Source organism: Actinoplanes sp. CA-051413, from assembly GCF_050955795.1.
GTDB lineage: Bacteria > Actinomycetota > Actinomycetes > Mycobacteriales > Micromonosporaceae > Actinoplanes.
The window spans coordinates 1,196,542-1,214,523 of record NZ_CP192100.1 but is presented as its reverse complement, the minus strand read 5'-3'; the positions used below and the strand labels follow the sequence as shown (position 1 = coordinate 1,214,523).

Genomic DNA, 17,982 nt, shown 5'->3' with positions numbered 1-17,982 from the left:
ACCATACCGGCGGGCGCCGACATAGGCTGGCCGGGTGGACAGCACAGCGTTCTATGTCGCGGGCGAAACAGCGCACGGTGACGACGAAGTCACGGTGACCCACCCGTACGACGGGCGGCCGGTCGGGCGTACCACCTGGGCCACCGCGGCGCAGGTCGAAGCCGCAGTCGCGGCAGCGGCCGAGGTCGCCGACCGGGCCGCGGCCCTGCCCGCGCACGTGCGCGCGACCGCCCTCGATCACGTCTCGCGCCGCCTCGCCGAACGCCGCGAGGAGGTCGCCGCGCTGATCACCGCCGAGAACGGCAAGCCGCTGAAATGGGCCCGGTTGGAGGCCGACCGGGCCGTGTCGGTCTTCCGGTGGGCGGCCGAGGAGGCCCGCCGGTTCGCGGGCGACCTGCAGCGCCTCGACACCGACGCCGGCGGCACCGGCCGGCTCGCCCTGGTCAAGCGCGTGCCGCGCGGGCCGGTGCTGGGCATCTCGCCGTTCAACTTCCCGCTCAACCTGGTCGCCCACAAGATCGCCCCGGCGATCGCGGTCGGCGCGCCGATCGTGCTCAAGCCCGCGCCGGCCACCCCGCTGACCGCGCTGCTGCTCGGCGAGCTGCTGGCCGAGACCGACCTGCCGGCCGGCATGTTCTCGGTGCTGCCGGTCTCGAACGACCGCGCCGCCGCGCTGGTCGCCGACCCGCGCCTGCCGATCGTGTCGTTCACCGGCTCGGGCCCGGTCGGCGCGCAGATCCGCCGGTCCGCGCCCGACAAGCACGTGACGCTCGAGCTGGGCGGCAACGCGGCGGTCCTGCTCTGCGGCGACTACAGCAGCGACGCCGACCTGAGCTGGGCGGCGCAGCGGGTCGCGACGTTCGGCACCTACCAGGCGGGTCAGAGCTGCATCGCGGTCCAGCGGGTCTACGTGCACGCGAGCCTCACCGGCTTCCTGCCGCAGCTGCTCGACGCGGTGAACGCGCTGCGCACCGGCGACCCGCAGGACCCGGAGGTCGAGGTCGGCCCGATGATCAGCGAGGACGCGGCGAAACGCGTCGAGGAATGGGTCGACGAGGCGGTGGCCGCGGGCGCGACCGTGGCGGTGGGCGGCAAGCGCGACGGTGCGACGTACCCGCCGACGGTGCTGACCGGCGTCCCGGCCGACGCCAAGGTGGTCACCGAGGAGATCTTCGGGCCGGTGCTGGTGGTGGCCGAGGTGAGCGACGACGCCGCCGGCTTCGCGGCGATCAACGACTCGGCGTACGGGCTCCAGGCGGGCATCTTCACCCACAGCATCCAGACGGCGTTCGCCGCGCACCGTGACCTGAAGGTCGGCGGCGTGATCGTGGGCGACGTGCCGTCGTACCGGGCCGACCAGATGCCGTACGGCGGGGTGAAGGGCAGCGGCGTGGGCCGGGAGGGTGTGGCCAGCGCGATGGACGACTACACCGAGCCGCGCGTCATGGTGCTGACCGGCATCGACCTCTAGACGACCACCGGCGGGTCGGTGCGCAGCCGGCTGTAGAGCAGTCCGTCGCGCCACTGGCCCGCCCGGAACTCCGCCGACCGGACCGTGCCCTCGAGCCGGAAGCCGGCCTTGACCAGCGACTTCTGCTCGGCGATGTTCTCCGGCTGGGTGCCCGCCTGGATGCGCTGGGCCGGGGTGTGCAGAAAGAGGTAGTCGCAGAGCATGGCCTGAGCGCGCCAGCCGAGGCCGCGGCCGCGCCACTGCGGGAGCAGCACGATGCCGATCTCCCAATAGCTCGCCGAGCCGCCGTACCGGCCCTCGGACCAGGTGACGAAGCCCGCCGCCTGCCCCTCGGTGGCGACGATGAGCCGGCCGTTGTCGGTGCCGAGATAGCCGTCCTGGGCGAAGCGGCGGTCCTGGGCCCGCGGGTCACGGAAGCCGAACCAGTCGTTGCCGATCAGGCCGGGCTCGACAGCGAAACGCCGCAACATCGGCAGGTCCGCTTCGGTCACCGGGCGCAGGTCGAGGTCTGTCATCCACACAGGATCGTCCATCCGGGCAATGACAGGTGTCTTTCGGGCAACCGGCCATCCGTAGTCGCGTGGTGCCCGTACTGGGGTGCGACATACCTATCGGAGGAGATCACTGCCATGCCCCGTACCCGAACCCGCGTCCGTGCCCTGACCATGGCCGCCGCCGCCACCGTGCTGGTGGGCGTCGGCGCGATCAGCTACAACGCGTCCGCCGCCGAGCTCACCCCGGGCTCCCGGCCGCGGCCGGTCGCGTCGCCGTCGGTCATCGATCCGCCGGCGGGCGCGGTCCGGCTCGGCAGCTACCGGGTCGTCAGGGGCACCCAGACGTACACCTGCACCGGCGGCGTCTTCACCGGAGGTTCCGTGCCCGAGGCCAAGCTGGCCGGCCCCGGTGGCCTGCTGCACCACTTCAAGGGCCCGAGCTGGCAGTCCGAGCGCGACGGTTCCCTGGTGACGGCGGAGAAGAAGGGGGAGCGGCCGCGCGCCGGCACGATCGCCGAGCTGCTACTCAAGATCAACAGCCACAGTGGGCCGGAGAACGGCCTGCTGGCCAAAGCCACCCACATCCAGCGGCTCTACACCTCCGGCGGCGTGGCCCCGGCCGGCGCCTGCACCGACGGCACGACCAAGGCGGTCCCCTACGGCGCCCTGTACGTGTTCTGGAGCGCGTGACCCGCTGATCCGACTGATCCGTCCGGGGGCGTTGCCCCAACGCCGCCGGCCGGACGGGATCTTCTCCCCGATGAGTGCCAGCCCTGCGGGGGATCGAACTTCGCGGCGGCGTACGGGACCATATTTCCTCCGTCCTCGTTGGTGACTGACGGACGGAGTTTTCTGCGATGCGTACCCCCAAGGTGTTGCTGCTCGGCCTCGCGCTGAGCGTCCTGGCCGGCTGCGGCACGGCCGTGGCCGCCGAGAGCGACCCGCGCTGGGTCAGCGCCGCCCCGGCCACCTCGGCCGCCCCGGCGCCGTCGCGGTCCACCGCCGAGGCCCCGGCGCCGGCTCCGACCAGGCCGGCCCGGCACGAGCCCGCCCCGGCGAAGCCCGCCGCCGTCCCCGTGAAGGGCCCGGCCCCTGCGCGCAAGAAGCCGGCGAAGCGCGTCCCGGCCCACGCCGGCGGGCCCGCCGGCAGCCTGATGCGCACCGGCGGCGCCGCGGTGGCGCTGACCTTCGACGACGGGCCCGACCCCGTGCAGACGCCGCGGATGCTGGACCTGCTCAAGCAGAAGCGGGTCAAGGCCACCTTCTGCGTCGTCGGGCAGAACGTCGCGGCGTACCCCGGGCTGGTCCGGCGGATCGCCGCCGAGGGCCACACCCTGTGCAACCACACCTGGCGGCACAGCCTGACGCTCGGTAAGAAGAAGCCCGCGGTGATCCGGGCGGACCTGCAGCGCACCAACGACGCCATCCGGCGGGCCGTGCCCGGAGCCCGGATCAGCTACATGCGGGCGCCGGGCGGGAACTTCACGCCGGCCTTCGTGGCCGCCGCCGCCGAGCTGGGCATGACGTCGATCTACTGGCAGGTGGACCCGCGCGACTGGGAACACCCGGGCGGCGAGTCGGACGCGGCGCACCGGACCAAGGTTGTGCACGCGGTGAAGAAGCACGTCGGCAAGGGCGCGATCGTGCTGTCCCACGATTACGGGCAGCCGACCACGATCTCGGCGTACCGGGAACTGATCCCGTGGTTGCAGAAGCGCTACCGGCTGGTGGCGCTGCCCAGCCAGGGCCTCAGTGCGAGGGCGGGATGACCCGCAGGTGGCCGCGGCGGCCGGTCTGGTGCCCCGGCAGATTGTCGTGCTCCTCCGGGCGCGGCGGCGGCGCCGGGCGGGCGGCCTCACGGACGGCGTCGGCCAGCGCGACCAGGTCGTCGGTGGTGGGCGGCGGCGGGGCGAAATCACCGTCGTGGCGCACCAGCTCCCACCCGCGCGGGGCGGTCAGGCTGCGGGCGTGCGGCTCACACAGGTCGTACGTGTGCGGCTCGGCGAACGCCGCCAGCGGGCCGACCACCGCGGTCGAGTCGCTGTAGACGTAGGTCAGAGTGGCGACCGCCTGTCGGGGACAGCCGTTCCGGGAGCAGCGCCGTGGTGACCTCACGGCGGCACGTTATCTCCCCGCGGCGGCCGGTAGCCGCGACACGCCGACCCACCATGCATCACGATTTCGACATGGCGCACCGACACGCCGTCCCAATGGGACGAATTCCCGGCAACGAAACGCGGTGGACACAGCCTGACCACGGGAGACGGCCCGTGCGGGCTAGGCTGACGACGTGACTACCAGCCCCGACCGCCGCCGCTCCGGCGCCGATCCCGGCCGGTCGGCCCGCACCGCCGGGCCCGGCCGGCCCACCCGCCGCGATCGTCACGGGCGTGGCCTGCGCGGCCGGCTCGTGCCGGCGACCGTGCCGCTCGCCCGGACCAAGGCGGAGATCTTCGACGACCTCGTCCTGGACACGGTCGAGGGCCTCGAACGGCGCTACGCCAAGGAGCTCGCCGGCGTCGAGTTCGCCGTCGAGGACGTGCCCCCGGAGCTGAACGTCTACGACTCCGACGTGCTCGAGGACGGCGAGGTCCCCCTGGCCCGCCTGCTGCCGGGCCGGCCCGGACGCCAGGAGCTGCCGCCGCGGATCGTGCTCTACCGGCGGCCGCTGGAGTTCCGGGCGATGGACCGCGAGGACCTCGCCGACCTCGTGCATGACGTGATCATCGAGCAGGTCGCCAACCTGCTGGGTGTGGATCCCGACGAACTTTCCTGAGACGGCCCCCCGGCGTCTGCAGGAAGATCGCGTCAGGCCACGCGCCGCTTGAGCTTGCGACGTTCGCGCTCGCTGAGCCCGCCCCAGATACCGAAACGCTCATCGTGACCGAGCGCGTACTCCAAGCATTCCGCCTTGACGTCGCACCGGCCGCAGATCCGCTTCGCCTCGCGCGTCGAACCGCCCTTCTCCGGGAAGAAAGCCTCTGGATCGGTCTGCGAGCACAGGGCCCGCTCCTGCCACTCGGGCGCGTCCCCGAGCAGGTCCACCCCTTCAACCTGCGCTTCCATCGGCGTGCCTCCTTTTCCGCGCCGGCAGCGATGCCTGCGCTGACCCCCCACGCACGCGGCGTGTTTCTTGCGGGAAATACGCGGTTCGCGACGCGCCTTTCCCACAACCCCACCGAAATTACACGCGTGTAAGACGTGCGTCGTCAAGCCGAACCTGATAAATAGGCCCGTTTCCCCGAGGCGCCATGGCGGCCTCGCGGTCCCGTTCCAGCCCTATCTGTCCGGGCCACCGGAAGGTAACGCGAGGTCGGCGCGTCGAGTCCAAATTACCCCATTTTGTGACCTGTTGACTAGGGGTGTCCGGGAGGGTGATCTAGCGGCGGCCGTAGACCGTGGTGCGCTCGGCCGATGGGCGGCCGGCGGCCGCTGCCAGCTCTTTCAACTGCGCGACCGTACGGGCCGAGCCGTGCTCCGACCCGGCCATCCGGGAGATCGTCTCCTCCATCAGGGTGCCGCCGAGGTCGTTGCAGCCGCCGTTGAGCATCGCGATCGTGCCCTCGTCACCGAGCTTCACCCACGAGCACTGGATGTTGTCGATCCGGCCGTGCAGCAGGATGCGGGCCATCGCGTGGACCACCCTGTTCTCCCGCCAGGTCGGGCCGGGACGGGCGATGCCGGCCAGGTAGATCGGGGCGTTGGTGTGGATGAACGGCAGGCCCACGAACTCGGTGAAACCGCCGGTCACGTCCTGGATGCCGGCCAGCACCCGGAAGTGGCCCAGCCACTGGCGGGGGTGGTCGACGTGGCCGTACATCATCGTCGAGCTGGACCGGATGCCCACCTGGTGCGCGGTGGTCACCACGTCGATCCAGGCCGAGGCGGGCAGCTTGCCCTTGGTCAGCACCCAGCGCACGTCGTCGTCGAGGATCTCGGCGGCGGTGCCCGGGATCGTGTCGAGCCCGGCCTCGTGCAGCTCGGTCAGCCACTCCCGCACCGACACCCCGGCCTTGGCCGCGCCGGTGACGATCTCCATCGGCGAGAACGCGTGCACGTGCATCCCGGGCACCCGGCGCTTCACGGCCCGCGCCAGGTCGGCGTACGCGGTGATCGGCATCTTGGGGTCGATGCCGCCCTGCATGCAGACCTCGGTGGCACCGTCCCGCCACGCCTCCTCGGCCCGGTCGGCGACCTGCTCCACGGACAGCCGGTAGGCGTCGGCGTCCTGCTCGCGCTGCGCGAACGCGCAGAACCGGCAGCCGACGTAACACACGTTGGAGAAGTTGATGTTGCGGTTGACCACGTACGTGACGTCCTCGCCGTTGACCTCCTTGCGCAGGTCGTCGGCGAGGCGGGCGAGCTCGTCCAGGGCGGAACCGTCCGCGTTGAACAGCGCCATGGCCTCGACCTCGTGCGCCGGGTCCAGCAACGCGGCCGGATCCTCGGCGGCGAGCTTGAGGCCGGCCAGCACGTCGGACTCGATGCGCGGCACGACCTTGCCGGCACCGGCGGCGACGGCCTCGGCGGAGATGTGCGCGGCCACCTCGTCCCAGTCGCCGTACACGCTGTCGAAGTCGCCGCGGCGGTCACCGGTGCGGCCCTCGGTGTCGATGGTGGCGAAGAGGTCGGTGCGGCCGCTCGCGTACGCGTCGTCCGGCTCCTGCCAGGGCAGCCCGGCCGGCATGGCCTCCTCGCGGGCCAGCCCGGTCGCCGGGTCGGCCAGCGCGGCCACGTGCGCCGCCAGCCGCGGGTCGAGCCAGCTCTCGCCGCGGCGGACGTACTCGGGGTAGATGGTTAGGCGCTCACGCAGCTCGAAGCCGGCCGCGCGGGACTGCTCGCGCAACGCCTCGATCTGCGGCCACGGGCGCTCGGGATTGACGTGGTCGGGCGTCACCGGGGAGACGCCACCCCAGTCGTCGATGCCCGCCCGCAGCAGCAGGGAGTATTCGCCGGCGATGAGATTGGGCGGGGCCTGGAGGCGGGCGCGGGGACCCATGATGATCCGGGCGACCGCCACCGTCGCGGCGAGCTCCCGCAACTCCGCGTCGGGCATGCCACGCATCGCCGTGTCCGGCTTGGCGCGGAAATTCTGGATGATGACTTCCTGGATGTGGCCGTACTCCCGGGCACTGCGACGCATCGCGAAGATGGCGTCGATCCGCTCGGCCGGCGTCTCGCCGATGCCGATCAGGATGCCGGTGGTGAACGGGACACCGACCCGGCCGGCGTCATCGAGCACCCGCAGCCGGACGGCGGGCTCCTTGTCGGGCGAGCCGAAGTGCGGGCCGCCGGGCTCGGACCAGAGCCGGGTGGCGGTCGTCTCCAGCATCATGCCCATGCTCGGCGCGACCGGCTTGAGCCGCTGCAGGTCGGCCCAGCTCATGACGCCCGGATTGAGATGGGGCAGCAGCCCGGTCTCCTCGAGCACGGCGATCGCGCAGGCCCGCACGTAATCCAGGGTCGAGTCGTAGCCGCGCTCGTCGAGCCACTGCCGGGCCGCCGGCCACCGCTCCTCGGGCCGGTCGCCGAGCGTGAAGAGGGCCTCCTTGCAGCCCTGCGCGGCGCCCTCCCGGGCGATCGCGAGCACCTCGTCCCGCTCCAGGAACGCCGCGGGCAGCCGGTGCGGCACCGTCGCGAAGGTGCAGTAATGGCAGCGGTCGCGGCACAACCGGGTCAGCGGGATGAAAACCTTCTTCGAGTACGTGACCACGCCAGGGCGGCCCGCCTCCCGCAACCCGGCGTCGCGGACACCGCCGGCCACCGCGAGCAGCTCGTCGAACAGCGGCCCGTCGGCGGCAAGCAGAGCCGTCGCCTCACCGGCATCGATCGCTTTACCATCGGTCGCCCGCTTGAGCGCACGACGGATGCTGGCCTCAGTCACGTCTGCCACCTGTGCAGCCTAGGCCGGATCGAGAGCAACTGCGGCCGAGGCGACCTGCCGGTGGCAGTGGTCTGGAACACGCCTGGCGGCCGATGCCTCTGCTCTCCCGGCTCGGTCTGCCTTTGCTCACGCCGGCTCGGCGGCGGCCGGGAGGGTGTCGTCCTGGTGCTGTGCGCGGACCGCGGCCTGCAAGAGGGCGGCGTCGACGGCTACCTGTCGTTGCGCTGCCCGTAGGGCTGACTCGCGGATCAGTTGGGCCTCGCGGTCGCGTTTGCGGAGGACGCCTTGCCGCTGGGCTGCTTCCTCGGCGTCTAGTCGTTGGGCTGCTTGGGCCGCGGTCAAGCGGGCGGCAGCCTCGGCGGCGGCGAAACGTTGGGCGGCCAGCGCAGTGGTTCGGCGGGCGGCGGCTTCGGCTTCGTTCAGGCGCTGGGCTGCGAGTGTCGCTGTTTCGCGGGCGGCGGCTTCCACGCGATCAAGGCGCTGCGCTGCGAGTGTCGCTGTTTCGCGGGCGGCGGCTTCCGCGCGATCCAGGCGCTGCGCTGCGTGGATCACGGCCTCGCGGGCGGCGGCCTCTGCGCGGTCCAGGCGCCGGCCGGCGAGAACTGCGGCTTCGCGGGCGGTGGCTTCCGCACGGTCACGACGCTGTCCCGCGAGGAGCGCGGCCTCGCGGGCGACGGCTTCCAGGTGGCTGCGACGCTGCGACGCGAGGGACGCGGCCTCCCGGCTGGCCGCCTCGGCGCTGTCACGACTCTGCGCCGCAAGCACGGCGGCGTCACGAGCGGCAGCGTTCGCCTCGTCGCGGCTCTGTGCCGCGGCCTCGCGAGCGCGGGCCGTCACACGGTCACGACTCTGCGCCCCGAGCACCGCGGTCTCATGAGCGGCAGCCTCCCCGCCGCCACCGTGCTGCGCTGCGGGCTCGCCACTTCGCTGCCTGGGCACGGGCGGCTGAGGGCACGGTGCTTGTTCGGCCGGGCGGCGCGATCCCGCGTCGTCGGTTTCGTGCGCTTTCACGCTCGGTCTCCATGGGAACAGCGACGGCGCCCCGGGTGGGGCGCCGTCGGCGGGTCGGGTTCGGTCACTGGCGGGGCGGGGGTTCCTCGCCCACGACGCGGGTGCGGTCAGCATCGTCCGGGTTGTGGTGCGGGAGCGCCTGCGTCGGGTCCGCGTAGCCACCCGGCTGCTGAGGCTGGCCGTAGGTCGGCGGCGGGTACGCCTGCTGGCTGTAGGCGCCCGGGGCCTGCGGGTGGCCCGGCGCCGGGGCGAACGGTCCGGGCGGCGTGCCCGGCGCAGGCTCAGCCGACGCCGGCGGAGCCGAAGTGGGTGGCGCGGACGCCGGCGGCGCGGAGGCGGGCGGAGCCGAAGCGGGCGGAGCCGAGGTCGGCGCTCCCCACCCCTGCCCGGCCGGCGGCTGACCCCACTGGCCGGGCTGCTGAGGGCCGGGCTGCTGAGGGCCAGGCTGCTGAGGGCCAGGCTGCTGCGGGCCAGGCTGGGCGTAACCGGGCTGGCCCGGCGGCGGAAAACCAGCCTGACCGGGCTGCTGCGGGTAACCAGGCTGCCCGTACGGCTGCTGCTGCCACTGCTGCGGCTGGCCGTACATCCCGGGCTGGGCCTTCGGCTTCGGGGTGTAGAACAGGTTCCGCCAGATCAGGAACACCGCGTACGCCGCCGCGGCGAAGACTGCCAGCCAGGCCGCTCGGACCAGGAACTCTTCGAACGCCACCCGGACGCTCCAGCCGGCGATCTTCACCAGGGCGATCAGGAAGCCGAAGATGATCGCGAAGAACGCCGCCACCGCGTACTCCACCAGCGCGGCGATCGTGATCAGTTTGGCGTGCTTGTGCACCGGCTGGACCAGGGTCGCCAGCAGCACCGCCGCCAGGGGCAGGGCGATCAGTTCGATGTTGACGAAGCTGTAGAAGCTGTTCTGCACCCGGGTGAGGAAGTCCTGGCCCACCCCGGACGGGATCAGCCGGATCACCGCGACGAACAGCCAGATGGCGGGCGCCGCCACCAGGGCGTACGCGGTGAGGTCACGCAGCGGCCGGATCACCTGGGCAACCGGGCGCCCCGGGGGCTGTGCGGGCTGCGGCGGCGGTGTGCTGGTCACAGCTGAACTCCTGACACGGGAAGAGGGACACGGGGACGAGACAGACGGGGATGGAGACAAGCCGGCTCAGCCTAGACCCGATACGCACATCACACCCGCGCCCCGTGGGCCGCATATCCGGCCGGGGTGCGCAAGGATGGTCGGATGCGGATCGTGGTCCTGACCGGGGGGATCGGCGGCGCCCGGTTCCTGGTGGGTGTGCGCGCCCACGCGCGGAAGATCGGTGCCGATGTCACGGCGGTGGTGAACGTCGGTGACGACGTGCGCATGCACGGCCTGCAGATCTGTCCCGACCTGGACAGCGTGATGTACACGCTGGGCGGCGCGGCCGATCCCGAGCGCGGCTGGGGCCGCGTCGGCGAGACCTGGGTGGTCAAGGAGGAGCTGGCCAAATATGCCGCCGAGCCGACCTGGTTCGGCCTGGGTGACAAGGACACGGCCACCCATCTCGTACGCACGACGATGCTGAACGCGGGCTATCCCCTGTCGGCCGTGACAGCGGCCCTGTGCGAGCGCTGGCAGCCGGGCATCAGCATGCTCCCGGCCACCGACGACCGGCTGGAGACCCACGTGGTCGTGGAGGTCGAGGGTGAGCGCAAGGCCATCCACTTCCAGGAGTGGTGGGTGCGCTACCGCGGTGACGTGCCGACGCACCGCTTTGTCTTCGTGGGCGCGGAGGCGGCGAAACCGGCGGCCGGTGTGCTGGAGGCGATCGGCAACGCGGACGTGGTGCTGGTGGCGCCCAGCAACCCGGTGGTCAGCATCGCGCCCATTCTCGCCGTACCGCTGCTCAAGGAGGCCGTGCTGGACGGCCCGGCGCCGGTCGTCGGGGTTTCGCCGATCATCGGCGGCGCGCCGGTGCGCGGCATGGCCGACCGCTGCCTGGCGACGCTCGGCGTCGAGGTGAGCGCGGCCGGGGTCGGCGGGCTGTATGCCGGCCGCACCGACAACGGCCTGCTCGACGGCTGGCTGGTCGACACGACCGATGAGGGCACGACGATCCCGGGCGTGACGACCCGGGCGGTGCCGTTGTGGATGACCGACGAGGACAAGACGGCGACGATGGTCGCCGCGGCCCTGGAGCTGGCGGGGGTCGCCTGATGGACGGTCTCGAGGTGCTGCCGGTGCGCGGCATCGGCGACGTGACGGCCGGCGACGACCTGGCCGCGCTGATCACCACCAACGCGCCCTGGCTGCGCGACGGTGACGTCCTGGTGGTGACCAGCAAGATCGTGTCCAAGGCGGAGGGCCGGCTGGTCGAGGTCCCGGCCGACGGCCCGGAGCGCGAGGAGGCCCGGGAGCGGGCCCTGATGGCCGAGACCCGCCGGGTGGTCGCGCGTCGCGGGCCGACGGCGATCGTGCAGACCCACCACGGCTTCGTGATGGCGGCGGCTGGCATCGACGCGTCCAACGTCGACAAGACCCACCTGGTGCTGCTGCCGGCGGATCCGGACGCCTCGGCCCGCGCGCTGCGCGACGCGCTGTTCGAACGCGGCCTGCGGGTCGGCGTGATCGTGTCGGACACGATGGGCCGGGCCTGGCGCAACGGCCTGACGGACGTCGCGCTGGGTGCGGCCGGCATCGAGCCGTTCCGCGACCACCGCGGCGAGATCGACCCGTACGGCAATGAGCTGCAGCTCACGCAGATGGCCGTGATCGACGAGCTGGCCGGGGCGGGCGAGCTGGTCAAGGGCAAGTGCGACCAGGTGCCGGTCGCGGTGGTGCGCGGCTACCCCGGAGCGGGGGCGGACGAGGGTGCCGGCGCGGTCGCTCTGCTGCGCGACGCGGCCAGCGACATGTTCTCCTTGGGTACGGCGGAAGCCCAGGCAGCCGGCCTGCGCGCCGCGGCGACCCTCCCGGACTCCCCGGCTGCCGAGGCCCCGCGGGCAGCTGACGACGCGGCGATCAGCCGCGCGCTGACCACTGTGGCGGAATCGCTCGCCGAGGGCACAGCCGTGGAGACGACGTCGGCGGGCGTGCTGCGCTGTGCTCCCCCGGACGTGACGGCGGCCGGCCTGATGCGCTTCGGCGCCGACGTCCACCGCCTGCGGGCCGCCCTGTCCGCGGAAGCCCTGTCCTCGACCGTCACCTACGACGCCACCACCGCGATTCTCACAGTCTCCCGAGCGTGACCAGCCTGCCCCCGCGCCCCGACCGCCGGGCTGGCATCCTCGTCCCGACCGCCCGGCGGGCGTCCTCGCCGGCGCGCCGGGCTGGCGTCCTTGCCGGGCGCGGCAGGCTTGGCGTCCTCGCCTGCGCGGCAGGCTTGGCGTCCTCGCCGGCTCGGCGAGCCGGTCGCACGAAGGCCGATTGCCCGACCCTACGAAGGATGATGCCTTGACCCTGTTCGACAACGCCGTCGAGACGCTCGGCCGCTGGGACGCTACCTCCGAGGCGGCCGACCTCGCGCGCAAGCGCACCCTGGAGCTGCTCACCGCCGGCCCGGTCGCGATGACCCGCGAGCACCGGCCGGGGCACGTCACCGCCAGCGTGCTCATCGTCGACGAGCAGCGCCGCGTGCTGCTCTGCCTGCACGGGCGCCTCGGCATGTGGATGCAGGTCGGCGGCCACTGCGAGGCCACCGACGGCACGCTGGCGCAGGCCGCGCTGCGGGAGGCGACCGAGGAGTCCGGCATCGCCGGGCTGCGGCTGGACCCGGACCCGATCGACGTCGACATCCACCCGGTGACCTGCGCGCCGGCCACCGGCGAGCCGGCCGGGCCGACCCATCACCACGACGTGCGCTTCGTCGCCGTCTGCCCGCCGGGCGCGGTCGAGCAGATCAGCGACGAGTCGGCCGACCTGGCCTGGTTCATGGCCGACGAGCTGCCCAGCCCGCTGGCCGATGGTGTCGTCCAGCAGCTGGCACCGGCCTTCGCCCGGCTGCCGGAGAGCTAGATGTAGTGCAGCTCGCCCTTGTTGCGCAGGTCGTCGACCAAGGACTTCACTTCCTGGGCGCGGTCGCGCGGGCAGACCAGGACCGCGTCCGGAGTGTCCACGATGATCAGGTCGCGGACGCCCAGCGCGGCCACCAGCCGGCCGGAGTTCGGGACCACGACCAGGTTCTCGGTCTCGCGTAGCAGCACCGACTGCTTGCCCGACGGGTCCTGGCCGACGACCACGTTGCCCGCGCTGTCCGCCGCCAGGACCTCGCCGAGGGTGTGGAAGTCGCCGACGTCGTTCCAGCCGAAGTCGCCCGGGACCGTGCCGACCCGGCCGACCGCGGCCGCGCCTTCCATCACCGCATAGTCCACCGAGATGCGGGGCAGGGTCTGCCAGGCCTCGCCCAGGACCTCCTCGCGGGACGGCGAGTCCCAGGCCTGGGCGATTCGGGCGATGCCGGCGTGCAGCTGCGGCTGCTGACGGGCCAGCTCGGCCAGGAAGACGTCGACCCGCCAGACGAACATGCCCGCGTTCCACAGGTAGTTGCCGGACTTCACGTAGCTCTCGGCCACGTCGTACGAGGGCTTCTCCTTGAACTCCTCGACCGCCAGCACCGAACCCTCGCCGACCGGGCCGCCGCACTGCACGTAGCCGTAGCCGGTCTCCGGGCGTGTCGGGGTGATGCCGAGGGTCATCAGCAGCCCCTGCCGGGCTCCGGCCATCGCCTGCTCGATCACCTCGATGAAGCGGGGGCCGTCCGCGATGAGGTGGTCGGCGGCGAACGAGCCCATCAGGGCCTCCGGCTCGCGGCGGGCGATCACCGCTGCGGCGAGGGCGATGGCGGCGCAGGAGTCGCGTGGGGACGGCTCGACGATGATGTTCTCGACCGGGACCGCGACGAGCTGCCGGGACACCTCGGCCGCGTGCGCGACGCCGGTCACCACCAGCACCTTGTCGGGTGCGGCCAGCGGGGCCAGCCGCTCGACGGTCGCCTGCAGCAGCGAGGCGTCCGTACCGGTCAGCGGGTGCAGGAACTTGGGGTGACCGGCCCGCGAGAGCGGCCATAGACGAGTACCACTGCCACCTGCGGGAATGACGGCGTACAGGGCGCCCTGGTTCTCACTCATGCGCACGGAGTGTAACGAGCGCAGGTTACCGTTGGGCGCCAAGTGTCACGCCGCCACCCTGTTCCAGGTCGCGACGTGCACTTCGGCGCTGGTCGACCAGTTGAATTCCTTGGCCCGGTCGAAGCCCGCCTTGGCCAGGGTGAGCCGGCGGGGCTCGTCGTGCAGCAGGTCGGCGAGGTCCTCGGCGATGCGGTCCGGGTCCTCCGTCGTGTACGCCACCGCGTCGCCACCGACCTCCGGCAGGGACAGCCGCGGCGTGGTGAGCACCGGCGTGGCACAGGCCATCGCCTCGAGGATGGGCAGACCGAAACCCTCGCCGAAGGACGGGTAGCAGGCCACCAGCGCGCCGCCGAGGAAGCCCGGCAGGTCCGCGTACCGGAGATAACCGGGGCGCAGCAGGCGCAGGTGCGACGGCACCTCGGCCACCGCCCGGTCGATGTCGTCGTCGTGGCCCTGGCCACCGGCGATGACCAGCGCCGGCGGGTGCGGCCAGTCGGCGACCGCGCGGGCCCAGCCGCGGATCAGGTTGGGCACGTTCTTGCGGGGCTCCTTGGCGCCGAGGAAAGCGACATAGCCGGCGTCCGTGAGGCCGAGGCGGGCGCGGACCCTCGCCTTCTCCTCCTCGGTCGGCGCGTGGAACGCGGTGTGGTCGACGCCGTGGTAGGCCACGTCGATGTGCGTGGGGTCGGCGTCGAGCAGGCGGATCAGCTCGTCGCGGGTTGCCTTGCTGGGCACGATCACCCGGGCGGCCCGGCGCAGCGAGGTCTTGATGGCGCTGCGGAAGAACGTCCGCTTGGTGTTGTCGTAATGCTCCGGTTCGGTGAAGAACGTCGCGTCGTGCACAGTCACCGTGACCGGGCAACCGGCCCGCAGGGGACACGTGTAGAAGGGCGAGTGCAGCACCTTGGCCCCGACCTGCTGGGCCAGCAGCGGCAGACCGGTCTGCTCCCAGGCCAGCCGGGCCGGGCGGTGCGCGACCGCGGACGGGCCGGCGATGACCTCGGCGCCGGTGAGCATCCGGGAGTAACGCTCCGCATCCGAACGCTGGGCGACGACGGCCAGGTCGACCCGCTCCGGGCCGATGGTGGCGAGGGCACCCAGGAGGCCGTCGACGTATCTGCCGACACCACCCCGGTCGGCGGGGACGCTGGTGGCGTCGACGAGGACTCGGGGCGGACGACCGGCGGTCACGTGGCAACTCCTCGGGGGCTGTGGGCCAGACCACTGGCAAGGGTACGCCGCTCGATGGGTCTCGTGTCGACCGCGACACCGCCGGACTTCCGACGTTCGCGTGTCTGTCGCACAGCCGCGCCGAGCCGAGATCAAATGGTCACCCACAGTCAACGGACTATCGTCAGCACCGATGATTGACACGATTCCGGCGGCCCTCGCGGCGGCCGTGCGCCGCGACCCCACCACTCCCCTGCTGACCTGGTACGACGACGCGAGCGGGGACCGCACCGAGCTGTCCGGCGCGACGATGGACAACTGGGTCGCCAAGACGGCCAACCTGCTGGTGGACGGCGTCGGCCTGGGCTCGGGCGACTCGGTGGCCGTGCTGCTGCCGCCGCACTGGCAGACGGCCGCGGTGCTGCTCGGCGGGTGGGCGGCCGGGCTCGCCGCCGACCTGGGCCCGGATCCGCAGCCGGTGGAGGTGCTCTTCACCACACCGGAGCATGTGGAGATCGCGGCGGCCTGGTCCACCGGCGACCGGTACGCGACCGGCCTGCTCCCGCTGGCCGCCCCGCTGCGCCAGGTCCCGCCCGGCTTCATCGACTACACCGTCGAGGTCCGCGGCTTCGGCGACCGGTTCGTCGCGTCGGCCCCGGTCGGCGAGAACGACCGCGCGCTGGCCGGCCCGGTCGAGGAGAGCCACCTCTCGGTCTGCCGCACCGCCACCGAGCGCGCCGCCGAGCTGGGCATCAAGCCCGGCGACCGGGTCCTGGTCGACGCCCGCGCCTACCCCGACCCGGCCGACTGGCTGCTGGCGCCGCTCATCGCCGGGGCCAGCATCGTGCTGTGCGGCAACCTGGACCCGGCCAAGGTCGAGGCCCGGGCGCAGTCAGAGAAGGTCACGCTCCTGCTGACGTGAGGCCGCCAGCCGCTCGAAGGCGGTCAGCGACTCCGGGTTGACCAGGGCGCCCGTGGCGGCGGCCCGGTCGGCCGGGGTGCCGGTGAGGATGCGTTTCACCGGGACCTCCAGCTTCTTCGCCGACAGCGTGCGCGGCACCGCGCGTACCTGATGGATCTCGTCGGGGACGTGCCGGGGCGAGAGCGCCGCTCGCAGCTCGCCGCGGATCCGGCCGCGCAGCTCGTCGCCCAGCTCCAGGCCCTCGGTCAGCACCACGAAGAGCAGCAGCTCGTCCTGACCGTCGGCGTCGAGGTGCACGACGACCGAGTCCACGATGCCGGGCACGTTCTCCACCACCGTGTAGAACTCGGCGGTGCCCAGCCGCACCCCGCCGCGGTTCAGCGTCGCGTCGGACCGGCCGGTGATCACGCAGGTGCCGTCCTCGGCGATGGTGATCCAGTCGCCGTGGCGCCACACGCCCGGGTAGACGTCGAAGTACGCCTCGAAGTAGCGCCGGCCGTCCGGGTCGTTCCAGAAACCCACCGGCATGCTCGGCATCGGCGCGGTCACCACCAGCTCACCGAGCTGCCCGAGCACCGGCTTGCCGTCGGCGTCGTACGCCTCCACCCGCGCGCCGAGCGCCCGGCAGGAGATGACGCCCTCGATCACCGGCAGCAGCGGGGTGCCGCCGACGAAGCCGGTGCACACGTCGGTGCCCCCGGACAGCGACTGCAGCTGCGGCCGGTCGCCCAGCGCCTCGTACACCCAGTGGAATCCCTCGGCCGGCAGCGGTGCACCGGTCGAACCCACCCCCCGGATCGCGGTCGGCGGCGGGACGACGCCGGCCTTGCGGCACGCCATCAGGAACGGTGCGGACGTACCGAAGTAGGTGATGCCCTGCTCGGCGGCGAGCCGCCACAGCGCGCCCAGGTCGGGGTGGCCCGGGTTGCCGTCGAACAGCACGATCGCCGCGCCCACGGCCGGGCCGGAGACGAGGAAGTTCCACATCATCCAGCCGGTGGTGGTGAACCAGAAGAACCGGTCGCCGGGGCCGAGGTCGTGGTGCAGGGCCAGCATCTTGAGGTGCTCGAGCAGGATGCCGCCGTGGCCGTGCACGATCGGCTTGGGCAGGCCGGTGGTGCCGGAGGAGTAGAGGACGTAGAGCGGGTGGTCGAACGGGACCGCGGCGAAGGTCAGCGGGTCGTCGCCGTCCAGCTCGGCCCAGTCGCCGCCGCCGTGCAGGTAGCCGATGCCGATGAAGTGCTCGACGCTGGGCAGCGCGGCGCGGATCTCGGCGACCTCGGCGCGGCGGTCCACCGGCTTGTCGCCGTAGCGGTAGCCGTCGACGGCGACCAGCACCTTGGGCTCGATCTGGGTCCACCGGTCGATGACGCTGCGCGAGCCGAACTCCGGCGCGCACGAGGAGAAGACCGCGCCGAGACTGGCGGTCGCGAGCATCAGGACGTACGTCTCCGGGATGTTCGGCGCGTAGGCCGCGACCCGGTCGCCCGGGCCGACGCCGAGCCGGCGCAGCCCGGCCGCGACCCGCCGGACCTGGTCGCGCAGCTGCCGGGCGGTGAGCGTGACGGGCTCCCGGGTTTGCGAGTACGCGAGGACGACCGGATCGTCATCGGCCAGCCCCGGCATCCGCAGCACGTGCTCGGCATAGTTCAGCGTGGCGCCGGGGAACCAGCGCGCGCCCGGCATGGTCGCGTCGGGCAGCGTCGCGGTCGGCTCGGTGTGCGGGATGACGTCGAAGTAGTCCCAGACCGCCCGCCAGAAGCCGGCGAGATCGGTGACCGACCACTGCCACAGCTCGGCGTAGTCGGCCGCGACCACGCCCCGCTCGGCGCGCAGCCAGGTCAGGAACCGGCCCATCCGGGACGTCTCCAGGACGTCCGCCGGCGGGGTCCACAGCACTGTGCCCGTCGTCATGCGCTCACCT

Annotated in this window: 17 protein-coding genes; 8 read left to right on the top strand and 9 right to left on the bottom strand. The window is 72.6% G+C overall.

What is annotated here, in order from left to right:
* Positions 1–34: 34 nt before the first annotated feature.
* On the top strand, positions 35–1,471 hold the full coding sequence (locus ACQP2Y_RS05760; protein ID WP_433725240.1) for an aldehyde dehydrogenase family protein: 1,437 nt from the start codon (positions 35–37) through the stop codon (positions 1,469–1,471).
* On the opposite strand, the gene ACQP2Y_RS05755 is transcribed toward ACQP2Y_RS05760, so the two are convergent.
* Positions 1,468–1,986: a GNAT family N-acetyltransferase gene (locus ACQP2Y_RS05755; protein WP_433725238.1), complete on the bottom strand. Its 519-nt coding sequence runs from the start codon at positions 1,984–1,986 to the stop codon at positions 1,468–1,470. The genes ACQP2Y_RS05760 and ACQP2Y_RS05755 overlap by 4 nt on opposite strands.
* Positions 1,987–2,100: 114 nt before the next feature.
* Between ACQP2Y_RS05755 and ACQP2Y_RS05750 the strand changes: the two genes are divergently transcribed.
* Positions 2,101–2,655 (top strand): DUF3455 domain-containing protein, encoded by a 555-nt coding sequence (locus ACQP2Y_RS05750; protein WP_433725236.1) that lies wholly within the window; start codon positions 2,101–2,103, stop codon positions 2,653–2,655.
* Positions 2,656–2,822: 167 nt separating this feature from the next.
* Positions 2,823–3,734 carry a polysaccharide deacetylase family protein gene (locus tag ACQP2Y_RS05745; protein ID WP_433725234.1) on the top strand — a complete coding sequence of 304 codons (912 nt, stop codon included), beginning with the start codon at positions 2,823–2,825 and terminating at the stop codon, positions 3,732–3,734.
* Here ACQP2Y_RS05745 and ACQP2Y_RS05740 read toward each other — a convergent pair.
* A complete protein-coding gene (locus ACQP2Y_RS05740) occupies positions 3,715–4,080 on the bottom strand; it encodes a DUF3499 domain-containing protein (RefSeq protein ID WP_023358955.1) in 366 nt (121 codons plus the stop codon). The two genes, ACQP2Y_RS05745 and ACQP2Y_RS05740, sit on opposite strands and share 20 nt — an antisense overlap.
* A 175-nt stretch (positions 4,081–4,255) precedes the next feature.
* On the opposite strand from ACQP2Y_RS05740, the gene ACQP2Y_RS05735 reads away from it, so the two are divergent.
* Positions 4,256–4,741, top strand: coding sequence for a metallopeptidase family protein (locus ACQP2Y_RS05735; RefSeq protein WP_433725232.1), 486 nt, complete (start codon positions 4,256–4,258; stop codon positions 4,739–4,741).
* 32 nt (positions 4,742–4,773) lie between these two features.
* Here ACQP2Y_RS05735 and ACQP2Y_RS05730 read toward each other — a convergent pair whose 3' ends face one another.
* The 4 genes from ACQP2Y_RS05730 to ACQP2Y_RS05715 all read right to left on the bottom strand — a co-directional run bounded on the left by ACQP2Y_RS05730 (position 4,774) and on the right by ACQP2Y_RS05715 (position 9,956).
* Positions 4,774–5,031, bottom strand: a complete 258-nt coding sequence (locus ACQP2Y_RS05730; RefSeq protein WP_015619224.1) for a WhiB family transcriptional regulator — start codon at positions 5,029–5,031, stop codon at positions 4,774–4,776.
* A 313-nt stretch (positions 5,032–5,344) separates the two neighbouring features.
* Complete coding sequence (locus tag ACQP2Y_RS05725; RefSeq protein ID WP_433725229.1) at positions 5,345–7,858, bottom strand: bifunctional FO biosynthesis protein CofGH; 2,514 nt, start codon at positions 7,856–7,858, stop codon at positions 5,345–5,347.
* A 117-nt stretch (positions 7,859–7,975) separates the two neighbouring features.
* Positions 7,976–8,860: a hypothetical protein gene (locus tag ACQP2Y_RS05720; protein ID WP_433725227.1), complete on the bottom strand. Its 885-nt coding sequence runs from the start codon at positions 8,858–8,860 to the stop codon at positions 7,976–7,978.
* 64 nt (positions 8,861–8,924) lie between these two features.
* On the bottom strand, positions 8,925–9,956 hold the full coding sequence (locus tag ACQP2Y_RS05715) for a hypothetical protein (RefSeq protein ID WP_433725225.1): 1,032 nt from the start codon (positions 9,954–9,956) through the stop codon (positions 8,925–8,927).
* A gap of 144 nt (positions 9,957–10,100) precedes the next feature.
* Between ACQP2Y_RS05715 and cofD the strand changes: the two genes are divergently transcribed.
* From cofD to ACQP2Y_RS05700, 3 genes are all read left to right on the top strand, one after another.
* Positions 10,101–11,057, top strand: coding sequence for a 2-phospho-L-lactate transferase (gene cofD, locus ACQP2Y_RS05710; protein ID WP_433725223.1), 957 nt, complete (start codon positions 10,101–10,103; stop codon positions 11,055–11,057).
* On the top strand, positions 11,057–12,088 hold the full coding sequence (locus ACQP2Y_RS05705) for a coenzyme F420-0:L-glutamate ligase (RefSeq protein WP_433725221.1): 1,032 nt from the start codon (positions 11,057–11,059) through the stop codon (positions 12,086–12,088). The genes cofD and ACQP2Y_RS05705 overlap by 1 nt, the downstream gene beginning before the upstream one ends.
* Before the next feature lie 178 nt (positions 12,089–12,266).
* Complete coding sequence (locus ACQP2Y_RS05700; RefSeq protein ID WP_433725219.1) at positions 12,267–12,854, top strand: NUDIX hydrolase; 588 nt, start codon at positions 12,267–12,269, stop codon at positions 12,852–12,854.
* On the opposite strand, the gene ACQP2Y_RS05695 is transcribed toward ACQP2Y_RS05700, so the two are convergent.
* Together ACQP2Y_RS05695 and ACQP2Y_RS05690 are read right to left on the bottom strand one after the other, a co-directional pair.
* Entirely contained in the window at positions 12,851–13,966 is a 1,116-nt protein-coding gene (locus tag ACQP2Y_RS05695) for a mannose-1-phosphate guanylyltransferase (protein ID WP_433725217.1), read from the bottom strand. The genes ACQP2Y_RS05700 and ACQP2Y_RS05695 overlap by 4 nt on opposite strands.
* Before the next feature lie 45 nt (positions 13,967–14,011).
* Positions 14,012–15,157, bottom strand: coding sequence for a glycosyltransferase family 4 protein (locus ACQP2Y_RS05690; protein WP_360555843.1), 1,146 nt, complete (start codon positions 15,155–15,157; stop codon positions 14,012–14,014).
* 172 nt (positions 15,158–15,329) lie between these two features.
* On the opposite strand from ACQP2Y_RS05690, the gene ACQP2Y_RS05685 reads away from it, so the two are divergent.
* Positions 15,330–16,058 carry a TIGR03089 family protein gene (locus ACQP2Y_RS05685; protein ID WP_433725214.1) on the top strand — a complete coding sequence of 243 codons (729 nt, stop codon included), beginning with the start codon at positions 15,330–15,332 and terminating at the stop codon, positions 16,056–16,058.
* On the opposite strand, the gene ACQP2Y_RS05680 is transcribed toward ACQP2Y_RS05685, so the two are convergent.
* Positions 16,029–17,972: an acetoacetate--CoA ligase gene (locus ACQP2Y_RS05680; protein WP_433725212.1), complete on the bottom strand. Its 1,944-nt coding sequence runs from the start codon at positions 17,970–17,972 to the stop codon at positions 16,029–16,031. The two genes, ACQP2Y_RS05685 and ACQP2Y_RS05680, sit on opposite strands and share 30 nt — an antisense overlap.
* Between the last annotated feature and the right edge of the window lie 10 nt (positions 17,973–17,982).

Bases quoted from the DNA above. Each gene is read 5' to 3' on its own strand.
- ACQP2Y_RS05755 (WP_433725238.1), bottom strand. From the start codon at position 1,986: ATGACAGACCTCGACCTGCGCCCGGTGACCGAAGCGGACCTGCCGATG.
- ACQP2Y_RS05750 (WP_433725236.1), top strand. From the start codon at position 2,101: ATGCCCCGTACCCGAACCCGCGTCCGTGCCCTGACCATGGCCGCCGCC.
- ACQP2Y_RS05745 (WP_433725234.1), top strand. From the start codon at position 2,823: ATGCGTACCCCCAAGGTGTTGCTGCTCGGCCTCGCGCTGAGCGTCCTG.
- ACQP2Y_RS05730 (WP_015619224.1), bottom strand. From the start codon at position 5,031: ATGGAAGCGCAGGTTGAAGGGGTGGACCTGCTCGGGGACGCGCCCGAG.
- cofD (WP_433725223.1), top strand. From the start codon at position 10,101: ATGCGGATCGTGGTCCTGACCGGGGGGATCGGCGGCGCCCGGTTCCTG.
- ACQP2Y_RS05705 (WP_433725221.1), top strand. From the start codon at position 11,057: ATGGACGGTCTCGAGGTGCTGCCGGTGCGCGGCATCGGCGACGTGACG.
- ACQP2Y_RS05695 (WP_433725217.1), bottom strand. From the start codon at position 13,966: ATGAGTGAGAACCAGGGCGCCCTGTACGCCGTCATTCCCGCAGGTGGC.
- ACQP2Y_RS05685 (WP_433725214.1), top strand. From the start codon at position 15,330: ATGATTGACACGATTCCGGCGGCCCTCGCGGCGGCCGTGCGCCGCGAC.
- ACQP2Y_RS05680 (WP_433725212.1), bottom strand. From the start codon at position 17,972: ATGACGACGGGCACAGTGCTGTGGACCCCGCCGGCGGACGTCCTGGAG.